At 69.9% G+C, this 18,548-nt stretch carries 17 protein-coding genes; 13 read left to right on the top strand and 4 right to left on the bottom strand.

The window, feature by feature from the left end:
* Nucleotides 1–15 precede the first annotated feature (15 nt).
* Together H5U26_RS02820 and H5U26_RS02815 are read right to left on the bottom strand one after the other, a co-directional pair.
* Nucleotides 16–1,380: a sensor histidine kinase gene (locus tag H5U26_RS02820; protein WP_290616429.1), complete on the bottom strand. Its 1,365-nt coding sequence runs from the start codon at nt 1,378–1,380 to the stop codon at nt 16–18.
* On the bottom strand, nt 1,377–2,066 hold the full coding sequence (locus H5U26_RS02815) for a response regulator (protein WP_290616427.1): 690 nt from the start codon (nt 2,064–2,066) through the stop codon (nt 1,377–1,379). The genes H5U26_RS02820 and H5U26_RS02815 overlap by 4 nt, the downstream gene beginning before the upstream one ends.
* Before the next feature lie 268 nt (nt 2,067–2,334).
* On the opposite strand from H5U26_RS02815, the gene H5U26_RS02810 reads away from it, so the two are divergent.
* Together H5U26_RS02810 and H5U26_RS02805 are read left to right on the top strand one after the other, a co-directional pair.
* A complete protein-coding gene (locus tag H5U26_RS02810) occupies nt 2,335–5,517 on the top strand; it encodes an efflux RND transporter permease subunit (protein WP_290616425.1) in 3,183 nt (1,060 codons plus the stop codon).
* A complete protein-coding gene (locus tag H5U26_RS02805; RefSeq protein ID WP_290616423.1) occupies nt 5,514–6,653 on the top strand; it encodes an efflux RND transporter periplasmic adaptor subunit in 1,140 nt (379 codons plus the stop codon). Before H5U26_RS02810 ends, H5U26_RS02805 begins: the two co-directional genes overlap by 4 nt.
* On the opposite strand, the gene H5U26_RS02800 is transcribed toward H5U26_RS02805, so the two are convergent.
* Nucleotides 6,631–7,407 (bottom strand): DNA-3-methyladenine glycosylase I, encoded by a 777-nt coding sequence (locus H5U26_RS02800; protein ID WP_290616421.1) that lies wholly within the window; start codon nt 7,405–7,407, stop codon nt 6,631–6,633. The two genes, H5U26_RS02805 and H5U26_RS02800, sit on opposite strands and share 23 nt — an antisense overlap.
* A gap of 161 nt (nt 7,408–7,568) precedes the next feature.
* On the opposite strand from H5U26_RS02800, the gene glyA reads away from it, so the two are divergent.
* From glyA to thpR, 10 genes are read left to right on the top strand one after another with little or no spacing between them, the layout of a single operon-like run.
* Nucleotides 7,569–8,825, top strand: coding sequence for a serine hydroxymethyltransferase (glyA, locus tag H5U26_RS02795; protein ID WP_290616419.1), 1,257 nt, complete (start codon nt 7,569–7,571; stop codon nt 8,823–8,825).
* Nucleotides 8,826–8,835: 10 nt separating this feature from the next.
* Nucleotides 8,836–9,318, top strand: coding sequence for a transcriptional regulator NrdR (gene nrdR / locus H5U26_RS02790; RefSeq protein ID WP_290616417.1), 483 nt, complete (start codon nt 8,836–8,838; stop codon nt 9,316–9,318).
* A complete protein-coding gene (gene ribD, locus H5U26_RS02785) occupies nt 9,315–10,406 on the top strand; it encodes a bifunctional diaminohydroxyphosphoribosylaminopyrimidine deaminase/5-amino-6-(5-phosphoribosylamino)uracil reductase RibD (protein WP_290616415.1) in 1,092 nt (363 codons plus the stop codon). Before nrdR ends, ribD begins: the two co-directional genes overlap by 4 nt.
* A 21-nt stretch (nt 10,407–10,427) precedes the next feature.
* The gene (locus H5U26_RS02780; RefSeq protein WP_290616413.1) at nt 10,428–11,069 is read left to right on the top strand and encodes a riboflavin synthase; all 642 of its coding nucleotides are present in this window, start codon (nt 10,428–10,430) and stop codon (nt 11,067–11,069) included.
* Between the two features lie 17 nt (nt 11,070–11,086).
* Nucleotides 11,087–12,211, top strand: a complete 1,125-nt coding sequence (ribBA, locus tag H5U26_RS02775) for a bifunctional 3,4-dihydroxy-2-butanone-4-phosphate synthase/GTP cyclohydrolase II (protein ID WP_366055875.1) — start codon at nt 11,087–11,089, stop codon at nt 12,209–12,211.
* Between the two features lie 8 nt (nt 12,212–12,219).
* Entirely contained in the window at nt 12,220–12,699 is a 480-nt protein-coding gene (gene ribE / locus H5U26_RS02770) for a 6,7-dimethyl-8-ribityllumazine synthase (RefSeq protein ID WP_290616409.1), read from the top strand.
* Between the two features lie 16 nt (nt 12,700–12,715).
* Nucleotides 12,716–13,150 carry a transcription antitermination factor NusB gene (gene nusB / locus H5U26_RS02765; RefSeq protein WP_290616407.1) on the top strand — a complete coding sequence of 145 codons (435 nt, stop codon included), beginning with the start codon at nt 12,716–12,718 and terminating at the stop codon, nt 13,148–13,150.
* A gap of 30 nt (nt 13,151–13,180) precedes the next feature.
* Nucleotides 13,181–14,134: a thiamine-phosphate kinase gene (gene thiL / locus H5U26_RS02760; RefSeq protein WP_290616405.1), complete on the top strand. Its 954-nt coding sequence runs from the start codon at nt 13,181–13,183 to the stop codon at nt 14,132–14,134.
* The gene (locus tag H5U26_RS02755) at nt 14,118–14,624 is read left to right on the top strand and encodes a phosphatidylglycerophosphatase A (protein ID WP_290616404.1); all 507 of its coding nucleotides are present in this window, start codon (nt 14,118–14,120) and stop codon (nt 14,622–14,624) included. The genes thiL and H5U26_RS02755 overlap by 17 nt, the downstream gene beginning before the upstream one ends.
* Complete coding sequence (gene thpR / locus H5U26_RS02750) at nt 14,624–15,139, top strand: RNA 2',3'-cyclic phosphodiesterase (RefSeq protein ID WP_290616402.1); 516 nt, start codon at nt 14,624–14,626, stop codon at nt 15,137–15,139. Before H5U26_RS02755 ends, thpR begins: the two co-directional genes overlap by 1 nt.
* Here the strand turns inward: thpR and H5U26_RS02745 are convergent.
* On the bottom strand, nt 15,106–16,887 hold the full coding sequence (locus H5U26_RS02745) for a sigma-54-dependent Fis family transcriptional regulator (RefSeq protein WP_290616400.1): 1,782 nt from the start codon (nt 16,885–16,887) through the stop codon (nt 15,106–15,108). The genes thpR and H5U26_RS02745 overlap by 34 nt on opposite strands.
* A 624-nt stretch (nt 16,888–17,511) precedes the next feature.
* On the opposite strand from H5U26_RS02745, the gene recA reads away from it, so the two are divergent.
* Nucleotides 17,512–18,537 (top strand): recombinase RecA, encoded by a 1,026-nt coding sequence (gene recA, locus H5U26_RS02740; RefSeq protein WP_290616398.1) that lies wholly within the window; start codon nt 17,512–17,514, stop codon nt 18,535–18,537.
* The last annotated feature ends 11 nt before the right edge of the window (nt 18,538–18,548 follow it).

The raw sequence follows: 18,548 nt of genomic DNA, 5'->3' as shown, positions 1-18,548 counted from the left end.
CCACGGGCGGTGTCGTCATCCGGCGCGGGTGTCGCACGGCGCAGCGCCGTCGGGTGGTGGGGGCGCTGAGCCGCGGCACGTGCGCTCGGGCAGGGTCAGTCGGACGTCCAGCCCGCCGCCGGGTCGCCGGCCGAATGACAGTCGCCCGCCAAAGCGTGCGGCGATGGCTGCGACAACGGCCAGCCCGAGGCCACTGCCCGCGCCTGTACCCTGACGCCAGAAGCGTTGGGTCAGGTACGGCAGTTGATCGTCGCTGACCCCCGGTCCCTGGTCGATGACACGAAAATGCACGCCTTCGGCATCCCGGCTCAGCTGCAGCGTGACGGTCGACGGCGGCGGGGTGTGACGCAGGGCGTTTTCGAGGAGGTTGCGCAGCGCCGTGGCGGCCAGCTCCCGCGGTATCGCCAGCCGCGCGTGGATGGCCGGCCCGCTGCGCAGCAGCCGCTGCGGCGCCGACAGATCGCTCAGCGCCAGGCGCGCCACGTCCTCGGCCAATGCGGGCGCGCCTTCTTGCCACGGCTGGCCGCCTTCCAGGCGCGCCAAGGTCAATAACTGCTCCAGGGTGCGCTGCAACCGGGCTACGCCTTCTTCGGCGTGGCCCAGGGCCACCGCCGCGGCCGCGCCATCGACGCGGCGTGCCACCTGCAGGTGGGTCTTGATGGCAGTCAGCGGCGTGCGCAGCTCATGCGCCGCATCGCTGGTGAAGCGCTGCTCGCGAGCCAGCGTTTCGCGAATGCGCGCCAACAGGTGGTTGAGGGTCGTCACCAGCGGCTGCAGCTCGGCCGGCAGGGCTGCTGCCTCGACCGGGGCCAGCGCTTCCGGATGGCGGCGCCCGAGCGTGCGCCGCAACTGCTGCAGCGGCCGCAGGCCCGACCGCACCCCCCACCACAGCGAGCCCATGCTGCCGACCAACGCCACGGCAAACGGCAGCACCGCCACCAGCACGACGTTGCGCAGCAGGGCTTCGCGCTCGACGAGCCGATCGGCGGTGGTGATGCGCAGGCGGCCGTGCAGGTAGGTGAAGACCCGCCAGCGCTCGCCGTCGACCGTGCGCTCGCCGAAGCCGGGCGCGTTCCCGTCCAGTACGCCGGGCAGCGCACCGTGCGTGCGGGCGATGATCTGGCCGCGCGGGGAGCTGACCTGGCAGGCCAGGCCGGTGCTGGAGGGAATCGACAGCGCCGGCCCGCTGCCGCGCTCCCAGACATCGGCCGGCAGTTGCGCCACCAAAGCGGCGACCATGCGTGCCGATGCCGCCAGGCGCTGATCCAGCGTCGTGGCCCATTGTCGGTGCAGGTCGCGCAGCAGCCAGGCCGCGGCGGCGCCCCACAGCAGGCACAGCGACAGGCCCAGCGTGGCCAGCAGCCGGCGCTGCAGGCTCATGTCGGCACCTGGTCGGTGGGCAGCGGCGCCGGCTCGCCCAGCTGGTAACCGAGGCCGCGCACCGTCTTGACGATGCCGCTGCCGAGCTTGCGGCGCAGATGGTGGATGTGCACGTTGACGGCGTTGCTCTCCACTTCCGCCTCGAAGCCGTACAGGCTGTCCTTGAGCTGCTCGGCGCTCAAAACCGCGCGCCGTGAGTGCAGCAAGACCTCGAGCAAGGCCAGCTCGCGGCGCGACAGGCTGACCGGCGCGTCGTGCAGCCATACCTGCCGGCTCACCGGGTCCAGGCGCAGCGGACCGTGCACCAGCATCGGCTGGCTGTGCCCGCCGGCCCGCCGCAGCAGCGCCTGCAGCCGCGCCACCAGCTCATCGAGATCGAAAGGCTTGAGCAGGTAGTCGTCGGCCCCGGCCCGCAGACCGGCGACCCGGTCCTTCACCGCATCGCGGGCGGTGAGCACCAGCACCGGGACGCTGTCGCCGCGCTGGCGCAGGCGCGCCAGCAGCGTCATGCCGCTGCCGTCGGGCAGTCCGAGGTCGAGGATCACTACATCGGTGTGAAACGCCTGCAGGGCCGCGTCGGCTTCAGTCACGGTGCTTAGGCGATCGACCGCAAGGCCGTGCAGGCGCAGCCCGGCCTCGATGCCGGCGCCCACCAGGGCGTCGTCCTCGATCAACAACACGTGCATCGTCACACCTCGCAAAAATGGGCCCGGGGCGGCCAGCGCGCTCCTGGCGCGCCGATCGCCGCTGCCCAGCGGCCCGGCAGCGCCGGCGCATCCCCACGGCTGCCGGACGGTTGGCTGCCGACCCGGGCGTTAACGCTGCCTTAATGCCGGTGGCCAAGGATCAACGCACCCGCCACGCCCCAGACGCCCCCATGCATCCTGCTCGACCCGTTTTTTGGCAGCCCGGCCCGGCGATCGCTGCGCGGGTGTATCCACGGCGGCGGCCGCCATGTGGATAGTCCGTTACGCCTTGGACCACCGCTACAGCGTCGGCGTGCTGGTGATCGCGATCCTGCTGTTCGGGGTGCTGGCGGCGCGGCGCATGTCCACCGACATCCTGCCGCGGGTCGACATTCCGGCGGTGACGGTCATCTGGACCTACAGCGGGCTCAATGCCCGCGAGATGGCGACCAAGGTCGCCTCGTTCAGCGAGGTCTCCATTCTCAACAACGTCGACGACGTGCGCGAGGTGCGGGCCGAGACCTTCAGCGGCGCCAGCATCATCGCCGTGGACTTTCAGCCCTACGTCGACGTCGAGCTGGCGATCGCCCAGGTCACGGCGATCTCGCAGACCATCTTGCGCCGTCTGCCGCCGGGCGCCACGCCGCCGATCATCGTGCGCTATTCGCAGTCCAGCGTGCCCATCGTGCAGCTGGCGCTGTCGTCGGACACGCTCGACGATGCGCAGATTTTCGATTTTGCCAGGCTGCGACTGCGCGGACTCATCCAGACCATTCCCGGCGTGCGCATGACCTTGCCCTACGGCGGCGCGCAAAGGCAGGTGATGATCGACCTCGATCCGGCGGCGCTGCGGGCGCACGCGCTGGCCCCCAGCGATGTCATCCAGGCCGTCAACGCGCAAAACCTGACCCTGCCCTCCGGGGTGCTGCGCGAAGGCGGGCGCGAACTGCAGGTGACCGTCAACGCCAGCCCGACCCAGGTCGCGGCGTTCGAGAACCTGCCGCTGCGCACCGTCGGCGAGCGGGTGATCCTGCTGCGCGATGTGGCCAACGTACGCGATGGCGCGGCGCTACAGACCAACATCGCGCGCCTGGACGGCAACAACGCGGTCATCGTGCAACTGCTCAAGCTTGGCAATGCCTCGACCGTGGATATCGTCGATGCCTTGCTCGCGCGCCTGCCGCAGATCCGGGCCGCCGCCCCGGCGGGCATGCGGATCGAGCCGCTGTTCGATCAGTCGCAGTTCGTGCGCGCGGCAATCGGCGGCGTGGTCAAGGAGGGCGTCGTGGTGGCGCTGCTGGTGGCCAGCGTGGTGCTGCTGTTTCTGGGCTCCTGGCGCTCTACGCTGATCGTCCTGACCTCGATACCCCTGGCCTTGCTGGCGTCGGTATGCGGCCTGCTGGCCAGTGGCCACAGCTTCAACCTGATGACCCTGGGCGGGCTGGCGCTGGCCATCGGCCTGCTGGTCGACAACGCGCTGGTGGAGATCGAAAACATCAACCGCAACGCCGCAGCGGGCTGGCCGTTACGCGAGGCGATTTTGCGCAGCGCGCAGCAAGTGGTATTTGCCGAGTTCGTGTCGACCACGAGCATCTGCATCGTCTTCACGCCGATGTTCATGCTCAGCGGGGTGGCGCGCTACATCTTCGCGCCGCTGGCGCTGGCGGTGATCTTTGCCTTGATCGCCTCCTTCGTCCTGTCGCGCACGCTGGTGCCGACGCTGGCCTATCTGATGCTCGCGCCGGAGCTCGGGCGCCGGGCCACGGCAGGCGCGCCCGGGCGGGGCCTCTCGCGCTTGCACGCGGCGCTGGAACACGGCCTGGAGGCGCTGCAGGCGGCTTACCGGCGGCTGCTGGATCGGCTGCTGCCGCGTTTCTGGCCGGTCTCGGCCGCGGCGCTGCTGGTCCTGTTGCTGGGCCTGGCCGCCGCCGTGAACCTGGGGCGCGAGTTTTTTCCAAGCACCGACGCCGGGCTCATCCGCCTCTACCTGCGGGCACCCCCCGGCACGCGCCTGGAGGACACGGCGCGCCTGTTTGCCGACGTGCAGCGCGAGATTCGCCGCATCATCCCGGCCGAGGAGATCGCCGGCATCGCCGAGAACCTGGGCGCGCCGGACCCGGTCAATCTGGCCTGGGTGACGAGCCCGGTGATCGGCAGCTTCGACGGCGAGCTGCTGATACAGCTCACCCCCGAGCATGCGCCGGCGGCGCATTACCTGTCCGCAATCCGCCAGCGCCTGGCCACGCGCTTTCCATCCCTCGCGCTGCATGCGCTGGCTGCCGATGCCACCGCGCAGACCCTGTCGGGCCGCTGGCCGAGCCTGCTCGACATTCGCCTGCTCGGGCGCGACGTGGCCGGCAACCTGGCGCTCGCCGGCACCTTGATGGAACGCTTGCGGGAGATACCCGGCGTGGTCGACGTGATCCAGCGCCAGGTGCCGAATCTGCCCGAGTACTTCATCCGGATCGATCGCGTGCGCGCGCTGCAACTGGGCGTGAGCCAGCGCGATGTGGGCGACGCGCTGCTGGGCTTGTTGGGGTCGGCAGGGACGGTCAGCCCCAGCTATTGGGCCGACGATGCCGCCGGCAGTTCCTACACGGTTCAGGTGCAGGCCCCGCCCGCCCGTTTGCCGGGCATCGAGGACCTGCTCAACATCCGGGTGCGCGGCAGCAGCGGGGGCACCGTCAGCCTGCGGACCATCGCCAGCGTCGAGGCGCGCCGGATGCCGGCGCTGATCAGCCGCACCACGCTAGCGCCGACGATCGACGTGCTGGCCAATGTCGCCGGCCGCGACCTGGGGGCGGTCAACGACGACGTCGAGCGCCTGCTCGAGACCTTGCGCACCCAGCAACAGCCCGACAACCGGATCGAGGTCGCCGGCCAGGCCCGGCTGATGGCGCAAGCCTATGCGCAGCTCGCCGGCGGGCTGGCGATCGCCGCCGTGCTGGTGTTTCTGGTGCTGGCGGTGAATTTCCAGTCCTGGCGCCTGCCGCTGCTGACCCTGGGCGGGCTGCCGTTTGCGCTGTCCGGCGCGGTTTTCGCGCTGTGGCTGACCGGCACGCCGGTCTCGGTGCCCGCCCTGATGGGCGTGATCATGGTGGTTGGCGTCTCCACCGCCAACAGCGTGCTGGTCGGCAGCTTCGCCCGCGACTGCCTGGCCGCCGGTCAAAGCGCTCTGGCTGCCGCGACCGAGGCCGCCACCACCCGCCTGCGGCCGGTGTTGATGACCGCACTGGCCATGATCGTCGGCACCTTGCCGATGGCGCTTGGCCTGGGTGAAGGCGGCGAGCAGAACGCGCCGCTCGGGCGCGCGGTAGTCGGCGGCCTGTTGCTGGGTACGGTGGCCACGCTGCTGATCGTGCCGCTGCTGTATGCGCGCTTCGCCGGTCGCGGCGCCGTGGCGCGGCACCACCAGGCTCAATTGATGCAACCGGCGCAGGACCACCCATGACGCACCCTCGACCGACCGGACTTGCCGGCCGCGCACTGCGCGCCGGCGGCCTGTTGCTGGCGCTGCTGACGCTCGCCGCCTGCGGCCAGCCCTCCGCCGGGGCGACCGGGCCCGAGGCACCGCCCGTGGCGATACCGCTGGTGCGCACCGTGCTTCCCGAACCGACCGCGGCTGCCGAGTTGATACGCCTGCCGGCGCGCACGGCGCCGGTCGAGCAGGCGCTGATTCGCGCGCGTGCCACCGGCTTCATCGCCGAGCGGCGCGTCGACATCGGCGACCGGGTCCAGAAAGGTGAGGTGCTGGCGGTGATCTCGGCGCCCGAGATCGACCGCCAGGCGCAACGGGCCGCGGCTTTGCTGGCGCAAACGCGGGCCTCCCTGCAGTTGGCGCGCACCAGCGTCGAGCGCAGCCGGCCCCTGGCGCAGCGCGGCTGGCTGTCGCAGCAGCTGCTGGACGAGCGCGAGGCCGCGCTGGCCAAGGCGCTTGCCGACCGCGACGCCGCCCAGGCCGAACTGGCACACCTGCGCCAGTTGCAGTCGTTCCAGACCGTGCGGGCGCCGTTTTCCGGCACCATTGCCGAGCGCCACATCGAGCGCGGCGACTACGTTTCCGGCAGCAGCACAGGCGATGACCGTCCGCTGTTCCGCCTGGTCCGGCTCGATGAACTGCGCGTGGAGCTGGACGTGCCCCAGGCCGCCGCCGTGCACCTGCCGGCGCAAGGCAGCGCCAGGCTGCGCTTCGAGGAGATGCCAGGCGAGGTGTTCGAGGCGCACCTGACACGCCGCTCCGGTGCCATCGATCCGCAGCTGGGCACCCTGCGGGTGGAGCTTTCGATGGCCAATCCGGGCTTGCGCCTGCCGGCCGGCCTGGTGGGCGAAGCGGAATTGCTGCTGCGCCGGCCCGCTGCGCTGCTGGTGCCGGCCAGGGCCGTGGGCAACCAGGCCGGGCGCAGCGTGGTAGGCGTGATCGGCACCGATCAGCGCTACGCACTGCTGCCGGTTACCGTGGGGCGCAATCTGGGCGCCAAGATCGAGGTTGTCACCGGCCTCGAGCGCGACGCCAGGGTGGTGCTCAGCCCCAACGTTTTGCTGCAACCGGGCATGCAGGTACGCATCAGCCAGTCCCGGCCTGATTGAAGTGGTCGCAGTAATCCCATAGCGGGCATTTGGGGCAGCGCGGCGATTCCTGGCAAATGCCCTCGCGCAGGTGAAAACCGCTGGCGAAGCGAAACATCTGCGCGCTGACCGCCCAGCGACTGGCGCCGCTGGCCTGATGCACCGATTCCATCACGGTGTTGAAATCCTCGGGCCGCACCCGCGCCGGCAGCAGGCCCAGCCGCTGCAACAGGCGCTGCGCGTGGTCGGTGCGAAAGTAGTATGCGAAGCCGGCCGTGAGCAGAAACCACTCGCCGGCACTCGGTCCCACGCTGGCGAAGCGGCGCGCAATCTCCTTGTGCAGCACATGCAGTTGCCCGGCCGCATAACTGCCCAGCCAGGCCCTGAACGAGCCGTGTTCGGCGGCCAGCGCCTGCACCACGCCGGCGTTGTGCACCACCGATTCGATCTTGCGCCGGTTGCGGATCAGCGCCCGGTCGGTGACCAGCGGTTCCAGCCGAGCGCCATCCCAGCCGGCCAGTTCGGCGATGTCGAAATCGGCAAAGGCGCTGCGCGTGGCCGGCCATTTCTGGCGCACCACCTCGCGCGAGAAACCGGCCGCGAACATATGGAAGCACAGCTCCTCGAACAGCGCCCGGTCGTCGTCGTGACGCGGCAGGATGGCCCATTCGGCCGGATCGGGCAGGCCCTGCGCGCCGTCTATCTCCAGGCGCTGGCAGGCGGCGTCGATGCGGGCGTGCAGGTCGGCGAGCTGTGCGGTATCGGTCAGCTTCACGGCGTGGGCAGGGCAGATTCAGGGGCTGGCGGATGGTAACAAACCGCCCGTGGGGTGCCCGGATGATCGGGGGCGGCCTGATAAACTAGTCCGCCCGCCCCCGCTGTCGACCCGGCGCGTGACGCCGCGTTCCTGCCGACGCCTCTTCCGGAGTGAAGCCCGTGTTCAGCCGCGCCCTGACCATTGCCGATTTCGACCCCCAGCTGTGGCAGTCCATGCAGGACGAGGTGCGCCGCCAGGAAGAGCACATCGAGCTGATCGCGTCTGAGAACTACGCCAGCCCGCGCGTGCTGGCGGCGCAGGGCTCGCAGCTGACCAACAAGTACGCCGAGGGCTATCCGGGGCGCCGCTACTACGGCGGCTGCGAGTACGTGGACGTGGCCGAGCGGCTGGCCATCGAGCGGGCGCGTGAGCTGTTCGGCGCCGATTACGCGAACGTGCAGCCGCATTCGGGCTCGCAGGCCAACGCCGCGGTGTTCATGGCGCTGATGGAGCCGGGCGACACGCTGCTGGGCATGAGCCTCGCCCACGGCGGGCATCTGACGCACGGTGCCTCGGTCAGCTTCTCGGGCAAGATCTATCGGGGCGTGCAGTACGGCATCGACATCGCCACCGGCTTGGTCGATTACGATCAGGTCGAGCACTTGGCGCGCGAGTGCCGGCCCAAGGTCATCGTCGCCGGCTTCAGCGCCTACTCGCGGGCCATGGACTGGCATCGCTTCCGGGCCATCGCCGATGCGGTCGGCGCCTACCTGGTGGTCGACATGGCGCACGTGGCCGGCCTGGTGGCGGCCGGGCTGTATCCGAATCCGGTTCAAATCGCCGACGTCACCACCTCCACCACCCACAAGACCCTGCGCGGGCCGCGCGGCGGGCTGATCCTGGCCCGCGCCAACCCGGACATCGAGAAAAAGCTTAATTCCGCCGTGTTTCCGGGCGGCCAGGGCGGGCCGTTGATGCACGTCATCGCGGCCAAGGCGGTGTCCTTCCTGGAGGCGCTGCAACCTGACTTCAAGGACTATCAGCGCGCGGTGGTGGACAACGCCCGGGCGATGGCCGATGTGATCGTCAATCGCGGCTACAAGGTGGTCTCTGGCGGCACCGACAATCACCTGTTCCTGGTCGACCTGATCGACCAGGGCCTGACCGGCAAGGCGGCCGAGGCGGCGCTGGGCGCGGCCAACATCACGGTCAACAAGAATGCCGTGCCGGGCGACCCGCAAAGCCCGTTCGTGACCAGCGGTATCCGCATCGGCACGCCAGCGTCGACCACCCGTGGCTTTGGCGTGGCGGAAGTGCGCGAGCTGGCTGGCTGGATCTGCGACCTGCTCGATGATCTCGAAAACACGGCCGTGCAGCAGCGCGTCAAGGCGCAGGTGCTGGCGCTGTGCCAGCGCTTCCCGGTCTACGGCGACTAGGCCTGCCGTCGTGCGCTGCCCATTCTGCGCCGCGCCCGACACCCGCGTGGTGGATTCGCGCCTGGCCGAAGAAGGCGATCGAGTGCGCCGCCGGCGCGAATGCCTGACCTGCGGCGCGCGCTTCACCACCTTCGAGCAGGCCGAGCTGTCCTGGCCGCGCATCGTCAAGCGCGACGGCGGCCGGGTGCCCTTCGACGAGGCCAAGCTGCGCGCCGGCATGGAGCGGGCGCTCGAAAAACGCCCGGTGCGCAGCGATCAGGTGGACGCGGTGCTGGTGCGCATCAAGCGCAAGCTGCTCAGCCTGGGTGAGCGCGAGTGCCCGTCGCTGCAGCTTGGCGAGTGGGTGATGGACGAGCTGCGGGTGCTGGACCCGGTCGCTTACGTGCGCTTTGCGTCCGTGTACCGCAGCTTCGAGGACCTGCGCGCGTTTCGGGACGAAGTGGAGCGCCTGGAGCAGGCCGGCCTGCCCACTGGTCGGCCGCCTGAGCCGTGACCGACGACGCCCACTGGATGCGCCGCGCCCTGGCCCTGGCCGAGGGCGGGCGTTACACCGCGGCGCCCAATCCGCTGGTCGGCTGCGTGCTGGTGCGTGATGGCGCGGTGGTTGGCGAGGGCTACCACCGCCGCGCCGGCGAGGGGCATGCCGAGGTCAACGCACTGCTGGAAGCCGGCCCGCGGGCCGGCGGCGCCACGGCCTATGTGACGCTCGAACCGTGCGCCCACCACGGCCGCACGCCGCCCTGCACCGAGGCGCTGATCGGCGCCGGCGTCGCCCGCGTGGTGGCGGCCATGCAGGATCCGAACCCGCAGGTGGCCGGCAAGGGGCTTGCGCTGCTGCGCGAGGCCGGTATCGATGTCGAATGCGGCCTGCTCGCCGATGAGGCCGCGGCGCTGAACCCGGGGTTCATCAAGCGCATGGCGACCGGGCGGCCGTATGTGCGGGTGAAGATGGCGCAGAGCCTGGACGGGCGCAGCGCGCTGGCGGATGGCGCCGCGCGCTGGATCACCGGACCGGCGGCGCGTGCCGATGTGCAGCGCTGGCGCGCGCGCTCGCAGGCCATCGTCACCGGCATCGGCACCGTGCTGGCGGACGACCCGCAACTGACCGTGCGCCTGCCGGACGTCGCCAGCCAGCCACTGCGGGTAGTGCTCGACAGCGCGCTGAAGTTGCCGCCGACGGCGCGCCTGCTTCGCGAACCGGGCAACACGCTGGTGGCAACCTGCCAAGTGGACGCACCGCAAGCCGCCGCGCTGACCGCGGCCGGGGCGCAGATCGTGACCCTGCCCGCGGGCGCGGGCCGCATCGACCTTGGCGCGCTGCTCGATGAGCTTGGCCGGCGCCAGTGCAACGAGGTGCTGGTCGAAGCCGGACCGCGCCTGGCCGGCGCGTTCCTGGCGGCGGCTCTGGTCGACGAACTGATCGTCTACATTGCACCGCACCTGCTCGGGCACGACGCCCGGCCGGTGTTCGAGTTGCCGCCGGTGCCGCATATGGACGCGCGGCTCGACCTGGAACCGCTGGACGTTCTATCGTTCGGCCCCGATCTTCGGCTGCGCCTGCGCCCGGCCGCTCGCGCCTGACCCCCGGAAGCCCACCACGCCATGTTCACCGGCATCATCCAGACCGTCGGCCAGGTCGCCGCCATCGACCGGCGCGGCGCCGACGCGCGCCTGCGCATCGCGGGCCTGCCGCTACTCGACGGCGCGCTTGGCGAGAGCATCGCCGTCAGCGGCGTGTGCCTGACGGCGGTCGAGTTCAGCGGCGACGGCTTCGTGGCCGACGTGTCGGCCGAGACACTGGCCTGCACCACGCTGGGCGCCTGGTCGGTCGGCCAGCGCGTGAACCTGGAACGCGCGCTGGCGGTGGGCGAGCGCCTCGGCGGACATATCGTCAGTGGCCACGTGGATGGCGTCGGCGAGGTCGTGTCGCGCCAAACCGACGGCCGCTCGCAGCGCTTTACCCTGCGTGCCCCCGCGGCGCTGGCCCGCTACATCGCCGCCAAGGGCTCGATCACCGTGGATGGCGTGAGCCTGACCGTCAACACCGTCAGCGGCGCCCAGTTTGGTGTCAACATCGTGCCGCACACACTGACCCACACCAGCCTCGACGCGCTGCGCGCCGGCAGCCGCGTCAACCTCGAAGTCGACCTGTTGGCCCGCTACCTGGAGCGCCTGCTGGGGCGCGATACGGGCGGCGATGTCGACATGGCCCTGCTGGCCGAACATGGATTCCTGAACCGATGAACGCCATCGATCCGAAGATGCACCTGAACAGCACCGAAGAAATCATCGCCGACATCAGGGCCGGCAAGATGGTCATCCTGATGGATGACGCCGACCGCGAGAACGAGGGCGACCTGATTCTGGCCGGCGAGTGCGTGACCCCGGAAGCCATCAACTTCATGGCCCGCTACGGCCGCGGCCTGATCTGCCTGACCCTGACCGAGGCGCGCTGCCGGCAGCTGAACCTACCGCTGATGGTGGCCGACAACAACGACAAGAACACTACCAATTTCACGGTATCGATCGAGGCCGCCAGCGGCGTCACCACCGGCATTTCGGCTGCCGATCGGGCGGTGACGGTGCAGGCGGCGGTGCGGCCCGATGCGAGGCCGAACGACATCGTCATGCCGGGCCACATCTTTCCGCTGCGCGCGCAGCCGGGCGGCGTGCTGACGCGCGCCGGTCACACCGAGGCCGGCTGCGACCTGGCACGCCTGGCCGGCTTCGAGCCCTCGGCCGTGATCGTCGAGATCCTGAACGAAGACGGCACCATGGCCCGCTACCCGCAGCTGGTCGAATTCGCCAGGACGCACGGCCTCAAGATCGGCACCATCGCCGACCTGATCCGCTATCGGGTGGAGCAGGAAGGCTCGGTCGAGTGGGTGGCCGAGAGTACCTTCGAGAGCGAATTCGGCAGCTTTCGGCTGGTGGCCTTCCACGAGAACGACCACGGCGAGGTGCACCTGGCGCTGGTGATGGGCGATATCCGCCGCGATGAGCCGACCCTGGCGCGGGTGCAGCAGGCCAGCGTGCTGCGCGACATCCTGGGCGCCCAGGCGCCGAACCGCTGGTCCGTGCGCCGGGCGCTGGCGACCATCGCCGACGCCGGTCGCGGCGTGCTGGTGCTGCTCAGTCCCACCGACCTGCCCCAGACCCTGCTGGGCGAAGTGCAGGCCTACAAGATGCGTCACCTGGGTGTGCCGCTGCCGGGCCTGGACCCGAACCCGGAGCTGCGCATGTACGGCGTTGGCGCGCAGATCCTGGCCCAGCTCGGGGTCGGGCGCATGCGCATCATGGGCAAGCCGCGTAAACTGCACGGTCTTGCCGGTTTCGGCCTGGAACTGGTCGATTTCGTGCCGCCCGAGGCGGCCCGCGAGGAATGATTCCGGTCATGAGTGCGTCCCACACCCTGCTTTCCGGCGGCCTCACGGCGCGTGCCGGCAGCCGTTTTGGCATCGTCGTCGGGCGTTTCAACGACTTCATCAGCGAGCGCCTGCTGGCCGCCGCCATCGACACGCTGCGCCGTCACGGCGTGGCGGAATCGGACATCACCGTTGCCTGGGCGCCCGGCGCCTTCGAGCTACCGCTGGCTGCCAAGCGCCTGGCCGCGTCCGGCCGCGTCGACGCGCTGATCGCGCTCGGCTGCGTCATCCGCGGCGCCACGCCGCACTTCGACTACGTGGCCGGCGAGTGCGCCAAGGGCCTGTCGTCGGTGGCGCTGGGCAGCGGCCTGCCGGTGGCCTTTGGCGTGCTGACCGTGGACAGCATCGAACAGGCCATCGAGCGGGCCGGCACCAAGGCCGGCAACAAGGGCGCCGACGCCGCCCTGTCGGCGCTCGAAATGGTCAACCTGCTGGCCGCCATCGGCTGACGGAGCGCGTGAACCCATGTCCCGAGCCCGTTCCAAGGCGCGCCGCGGCGCGCTGCAGGCCCTGTATCAATGGCAGTTGGCCGGCGGCGATGACAGCCTGGCCAGCATCGAGAGCCAGTTCCTGGCCGAGCGCGAACTCGGCGACATCGACGCCGAATATTTCCACGAGCTGCTGACCGAGGTCGGCCGCCGGCACGCCGAGTACGACCAGCGCATCGCGCCGCTGCTGGATCGCCCACTGGAGCAGCTCGACCCGGTCGAACACGCCATCCTGTGGCTGGGCAGCTACGAGCTGGAAGCCCGCTGGGACATTCCGTTCCGGGTCGTCATCGCCGAGGCGATGGAGCTGACCAAGCAGTTCGGCGGCGACAATGCCCACCGCTACGTGAACGCCATCCTCGATCGCCTGGCACGCGAGTTGCGTGCCGCCGAGCGCGCGCTGCCGACCTGACGCGCCCCTCCCGCTCGGATCGCCGCCGTAATGCCCGGTGAATTCGAACTGATCGCCCGCCATTTCGCCGCCCTGACGCAGCAGCGCGCCGACGTCGTGCTGGGCATCGGCGACGACGCCGCCCTGCTCGACCCGCCACCAGGACACGAGCTGGTGGTCACGGTCGACACGCTGGTCGCCGGTGTGCACTTCTTTGCCGATTGCCCGCCTGCGGCGCTCGGCCACAAGGCTCTGGCGGTAAATCTGTCCGACTTGGCTGCGATGGGCGCGGAGCCGGCCTGGGCCTTGCTGGCGCTAACCCTGCCGGCGGCCGATGACGCCTGGCTGACACCGTTCGCGGCCGGTTTCGCGGCGCTCGCGCGCACGTACGACGTGTCCCTGGTCGGCGGCGATACCTGCCGGGGGCCGCTGGCCGTCACGATCACCGCCCTTGGCCACGTGCCGCGTGGACAGGCGCTGCGCCGCAGCGGCGCCCGACCTGGCGATGGCGTGTACGTGAGCGGCGAGATTGGCGCGGCGGGTCTGGCGGTCCGGGCGCGGCGGGGCGAAATCACGCTGCCGGCAGCGCTCGCCACCCATGCCGCGCAGCGGCTCGACTATCCGCAGCCGCGGGTGGCGCTCGGCCTGGCCCTGCGCGGCCTGGCCAGCGCGGCCATCGACGTCTCCGACGGCCTGCTGGCGGATCTGGGCCACATCTGCGCCAGCAGCGGTGTCGGCGCCCGGCTCGAACTGGCCCGTTTGCCGCTGCCTGAGGGTGCCCTTGGTGTGGCTTTTGACGAAAGCCTGATCGGTTCCGGCGATGACTACGAGCTTTGCTTCACCGTGCCCCCGCGCTACGAGCCGGCCCTGGGCGTGTTGGCAGCGAAGGTCGGTTGTGCGCTCACCCGCGTCGGCCAGATCGAGGCCGCGCCCGAACTGTGGCTGATTGATGAAGCCGGCCAAACCCGGCCGGCAACGCAGGCTGGTCATGACCACTTCCGCTGAGCGACCGCGCCGCCCGCCTGCGGCGCTGCTGCGTCAGCCGGCCTGCGCACTGGCACTCGGCTTTGGCGCCGGTCTGGCGCCGCGGGCGCCGGGAACCTTCGGCGCCTTGCTGGGCCTGCCCCTGGCCGCCGCACTGACGCAGGTTTCGCTGCCCGTGGCCGCAATTGTGCTGGCGCTGCTCAGTCTGGTCGGTGTGTGGTGCTGCGACATTGCCGGGCGGCGCCTGGGGGTATCGGACCACTCCGCCATCGTCTGGGACGAGGTGGTGGGCATGGCCCTGACGCTGCTGGCGGTGCCGCTGGCCTGGCCCCATTACCTGGCGGGATTCGCGCTGTTTCGCGCCTTCGACATCCTCAAGCCCTGGCCGGTCGGGGCGCTGGACCGCCAGGTCGGCGGGGGTCTGGGCGTGATGCTGGACGACCTGGCGGCCGGCCTGCTGGCCGGCGCCACCCTGCAACTGGCCCTGCTGGCGGCGGCGCGACTGGCCTGATGGCCGGCGAGCGGCTGTTTTTTGCCCTGCTGCCACCGCCGGCGCTGCAGGCCGAGCTTGGCCGGTTGGCTGTCTGGTGCCAGCGCCGCTGCGGCGGCTTCGCGGTGGCACCGGAAAACATCCACCTGACGCTGCTGTTTCTGGGCGAGCTTTTACCGGGCCAGCTCGATGCGGTGCGGCGGGCGGCGGCCGGTGTGCGCTGCGCATCGTTCAGGATGTCGCTCGACCGAATCGAATACTGGCCCGGCCCACGGCTGTTGTGCGCAGTGCCCAGTCAGCCGCTGCCGGCGGCCACGGCGCTGGCGGCGGCCCTGCGCGAGGCGGTGCGCGACACCGTGGTGGTGCCGCCGCGGCCGTTCGCAGCGCACGTCACCATGCTGCGTCGGCTGCGGCGCCTGGGCGAGGTCTCGATGCTGCCGCTGGCCTGGTCGGCGACCGAGTTCTGCCTGCTGCGTTCGCAGCCGGTCGGCCGGGACGTGCGCTATTCGTCGATCGACGCCTGGCCCTGCGCCTGACCGGCGCTGCGTTTTTCCAGGCGGTATGCAAGCTGGCGGCGGCTGATGCCCAGTTGCCTTGCGGCCCGGGCGAGGTTGCCTTCCGCCTGTTCGATTGCCAGGTCGATCAGGGTCTGTTCGGCGGCGTCCAGCGGGCCGCTGTGCGTGTCCAGCAGCGGCGCCAGTCGCTCGCGCAGGTTCTCGCTGCCGTCGTCTGCCTGCGTGGCCCGGGATCGCTCGGCCAACTGGCCGCGGGCGTCGATGCCGAAGGTGGCCGGCAGCGCTCCCTGCTGCGCGGTGAACAGGTGTGAGATGCCGATCGGCTCGCCGTCGTCCGCCAGCAGCACGCCGCGCTCGATCATGTTCTCGAGCTCCCGGATGTTGCCGGGAAAGGCGTAGCTCAGGAGTGCTTCCACGGCTTCCGGCGCAAAGCTGCCCGCGGTCTTGCCGTGACGCTGGCTGAACCGATGCAGGAAGTGGCGCATCAGGAGCGGAATGTCGTCGCGCCGCTCGCGCAGCGGCGGGATGCGCACCGGAAACGTGGTCAGGCGAAAGTATAGGTCTTCCCGAAATGTGCCCCGCGCGACCGCGTCCTTGAGGTCGACATTGGTGGCCGCCAGCAGGCGCACGTCGACCTTGCGGGTCTGGCTGTCGCCGACGCGCTCGATCTCACCCTCCTGTAGCGCGCGCAGCAGTTTGGCCTGCGCGCTCAGGGTCAGGGTGCCGATCTCGTCCAGAAACAGCGTGCCGCCGTGGGCGCGCTCGAAGCGACCGGGGCGTGAATCCGTCGCGCCGGTGTACGCGCCCTTGACCACGCCGAACAGCTCGGCCTCGATCAGGTTCTCCGGCAGGGCCGCGCAGTTGACCGCCACGAAAGGCTGCTCGCTGCGACGGCCCATGCGGTGCAACATGCGCGCGAAGATTTCCTTGCCGACGCCGGTTTCGCCCAGGAACAGGACGGTGACGTCGGTCGGCGCCGCCTTGCCCAGAAGGTGTATGGCGGCACCAAAGCCGGCTGAAATGCCCACGACGTCCACGGCCGGTCCGGTCGAGGCGGGTGCCTGGCCACTGTCTTCATCCGGCTTGCCGAAGCGGTTGACGAACTCCTGCGGCCGAAAGTACGGCGCCTTGCGGCGGCGGCGGTCCCATTCCTCGACCGTGCGACCGATCAGGCGGCAGTGGTCGTGGCCCATGGCGCGGCATTCCACTTCGTCCACGATGATCGGCCGGCCGGCGAAGGCGCTGCTGTAACCGCTACCATAACCGACGGCAGTCCAGCACACCGCCTCGGCGCTGACGCCAAGCGTGTTCACGTGGGTGTCTGCCTCGATCGAATCGCGCAGCAGAAACGCGCCATAGAACGCATTGGTGACCGGATCGACGCGCAGTTCCTGTACCTCCAGCCAACCGAAACCGCTGAGCGCGTGTACCTGCGGGCCAACCGCGAAGGCGTCGAACAGGTCGCCCTCGGGCCGCACCCGGCGCGCCAGGGCGGCGTCTCGTGTGCCCTCGGCATAGCCGACGCGCTTGAGCACGGTCCGCGCGCGCGTGAAGCCGATCGACTCGATCAGTTCCCGCCGCAGGGAGCCAAAGGCGCTGTCGCGCATCAGGATCGACCGCTGGTCGTCGAGCCAGATCCGGCCCTCCGCGGGCGCGAAGCGCAAGCGCCGGGCCAGATCCTCGATGTCGGGGAAATGTTTGGTATCGCCCTGCCATTGGTAGACGAGGCTGGCGGAACCGGGCGGAAGATCCGATGCGGGCTTGCTCATGAATTCCGACAAAATTGTTACAAGATGGCTTGAAGTCTAGGCCGGGGTGACAATTTCGTCCATTGAAAGCGGCCGATCCTTGCGGAAGGGCGTACCCCGACCAGGCCAGCAGATCAGCAAAACGGCTTGAACATTAACTTTGGCGGTATACGGCACGCTCGCTGCTTAACACCGCACTGCCTGAGCGGTCGTCAGGCCGTCGCCACGAAGGCGGCAGCGCGTCGATCGTCAGGACACGCCTCGGCGGGCGTGTCCTGATGGGTCTGCGCAGTCAGCCACGGATGGCATGGCTGCTGACACCGCTCATCGGCGAATCGACGGTCGGCCCGGCCACCCTGGCTTCCCCCTTGCACAGGGAGTCGGCCGACAATCGGTTTGCCTCATCGGCGTTACCGGGCCGCGGGGTCACCCCGGCCCGGTTTTTTTTCCACCGCCGCCTGTCGATTTCCCGGTTCCTGCCCGTGCTACGGAGGGCAAAGTCGCCATGGACGGCGACGCGGCGGGGCCTCTTGCGCTATCGCCATCCAGGGCAAGCGCCGTGGGCCTTGTGTTAGGCCAGCCGCGGCGCCCTGTGGAATAATGCCCGCCGACTCATTGCATCCGCCTGCAGGGCACGGGAACGGCATGGACGACAACAAGCAGAAGGCACTGACAGCTGCGCTGGGGCAGATCGAGAAGCAGTTTGGCAAGGGTGCCGTCATGCGTCTGGGCGATCCCGGGTCAGTCCGTGACGTGGAGGCGGTTTCGACCGGCTCGCTGAACCTGGATATCGCGCTGGGCGTTGGCGGCTTGCCGCGCGGGCGCGTGATCGAAATCTTCGGCCCGGAATCGTCCGGCAAGACCACCATCGCCCTGCAGACCGTGGCGCAGATGCAGCGCCTCGGCGGTACGGCGGCCTTCGTGGATGCCGAGCACGCGCTCGATCCGTCCTACGCCGAGAAGCTGGGCATCAACATCGCCGAGCTGCTGATATCCCAGCCGGACACCGGCGAGCAGGCGCTCGAAATCGTCGACATGTTGGTGCGCTCCGGCGCCGTTGACATCGTGGTGGTCGACTCGGTGGCGGCGCTGACGCCGCGGGCCGAAATCGAGGGCGAGATGGGCGACTCGCACGTCGGCCTGCAGGCGCGCCTGATGTCGCAGGCCCTGCGCAAGCTGACCGCCAGCATCAGCCGCTCGAACACGACGGTCATCTTCATCAACCAGATTCGCATGAAGATCGGCGTCATGTTCGGCAGCCCGGAGACCACCACCGGCGGTAACGCGCTCAAGTTCTATGCCTCGGTGCGACTAGACATCCGCCGCATCGGCTCGATCAAGAAAGGCGAAGAGGTGATCGGCAACGAAACCCGCGTCAAGGTGGTCAAGAACAAGGTCTCGCCGCCGTTCAAGACCGCCGAGTTCGACATCCTGTACGGCAGCGGCGTGTCACGCGAGGGCGAAATCCTGGACCTGGGCGTGAACCTGGGCCTGATCGAGAAATCCGGTGCCTGGTATTCCTACAATGGCGAGCGCATCGGACAGGGTCGGGACAACGTGCGCGATTTCCTGCGTGCCAACCCCGAAACGGCCGAGGCCATCGAGGCGCTGATTCGCAGCCGCATGCTGCCGGCCCGCAAGGTGGCGGCCGAGGCGGCGAGTCCGGCCTGAGCCTTCGTGAC

This window comes from Immundisolibacter sp. (assembly GCF_014359565.1).
Taxonomy (GTDB): domain Bacteria; phylum Pseudomonadota; class Gammaproteobacteria; order Immundisolibacterales; family Immundisolibacteraceae; genus Immundisolibacter.
The sequence above is the reverse complement of the archived record's forward strand: the minus strand, read 5'-3'. Positions and strand labels throughout refer to the sequence as shown.

Bases quoted from the DNA above. Each gene is read 5' to 3' on its own strand.
- ribBA (WP_366055875.1), top strand. From the start codon at position 11,087: ATGCACCTGAACAGCACCGAAGAAATCATCGCCGACATCAGGGCCGGC.
- H5U26_RS02745 (WP_290616400.1), bottom strand. From the start codon at position 16,887: ATGAGCAAGCCCGCATCGGATCTTCCGCCCGGTTCCGCCAGCCTCGTC.
- ribE (WP_290616409.1), top strand. From the start codon at position 12,220: ATGAGTGCGTCCCACACCCTGCTTTCCGGCGGCCTCACGGCGCGTGCC.
- thiL (WP_290616405.1), top strand. From the start codon at position 13,181: ATGCCCGGTGAATTCGAACTGATCGCCCGCCATTTCGCCGCCCTGACG.
- H5U26_RS02755 (WP_290616404.1), top strand. From the start codon at position 14,118: ATGACCACTTCCGCTGAGCGACCGCGCCGCCCGCCTGCGGCGCTGCTG.
- recA (WP_290616398.1), top strand. From the start codon at position 17,512: ATGGACGACAACAAGCAGAAGGCACTGACAGCTGCGCTGGGGCAGATC.
- H5U26_RS02820 (WP_290616429.1), bottom strand. From the start codon at position 1,380: ATGAGCCTGCAGCGCCGGCTGCTGGCCACGCTGGGCCTGTCGCTGTGC.
- H5U26_RS02805 (WP_290616423.1), top strand. From the start codon at position 5,514: ATGACGCACCCTCGACCGACCGGACTTGCCGGCCGCGCACTGCGCGCC.
- H5U26_RS02815 (WP_290616427.1), bottom strand. From the start codon at position 2,066: ATGCACGTGTTGTTGATCGAGGACGACGCCCTGGTGGGCGCCGGCATC.
- thpR (WP_290616402.1), top strand. From the start codon at position 14,624: ATGGCCGGCGAGCGGCTGTTTTTTGCCCTGCTGCCACCGCCGGCGCTG.
- nusB (WP_290616407.1), top strand. From the start codon at position 12,716: ATGTCCCGAGCCCGTTCCAAGGCGCGCCGCGGCGCGCTGCAGGCCCTG.
- H5U26_RS02780 (WP_290616413.1), top strand. From the start codon at position 10,428: ATGTTCACCGGCATCATCCAGACCGTCGGCCAGGTCGCCGCCATCGAC.
- H5U26_RS02810 (WP_290616425.1), top strand. From the start codon at position 2,335: ATGTGGATAGTCCGTTACGCCTTGGACCACCGCTACAGCGTCGGCGTG.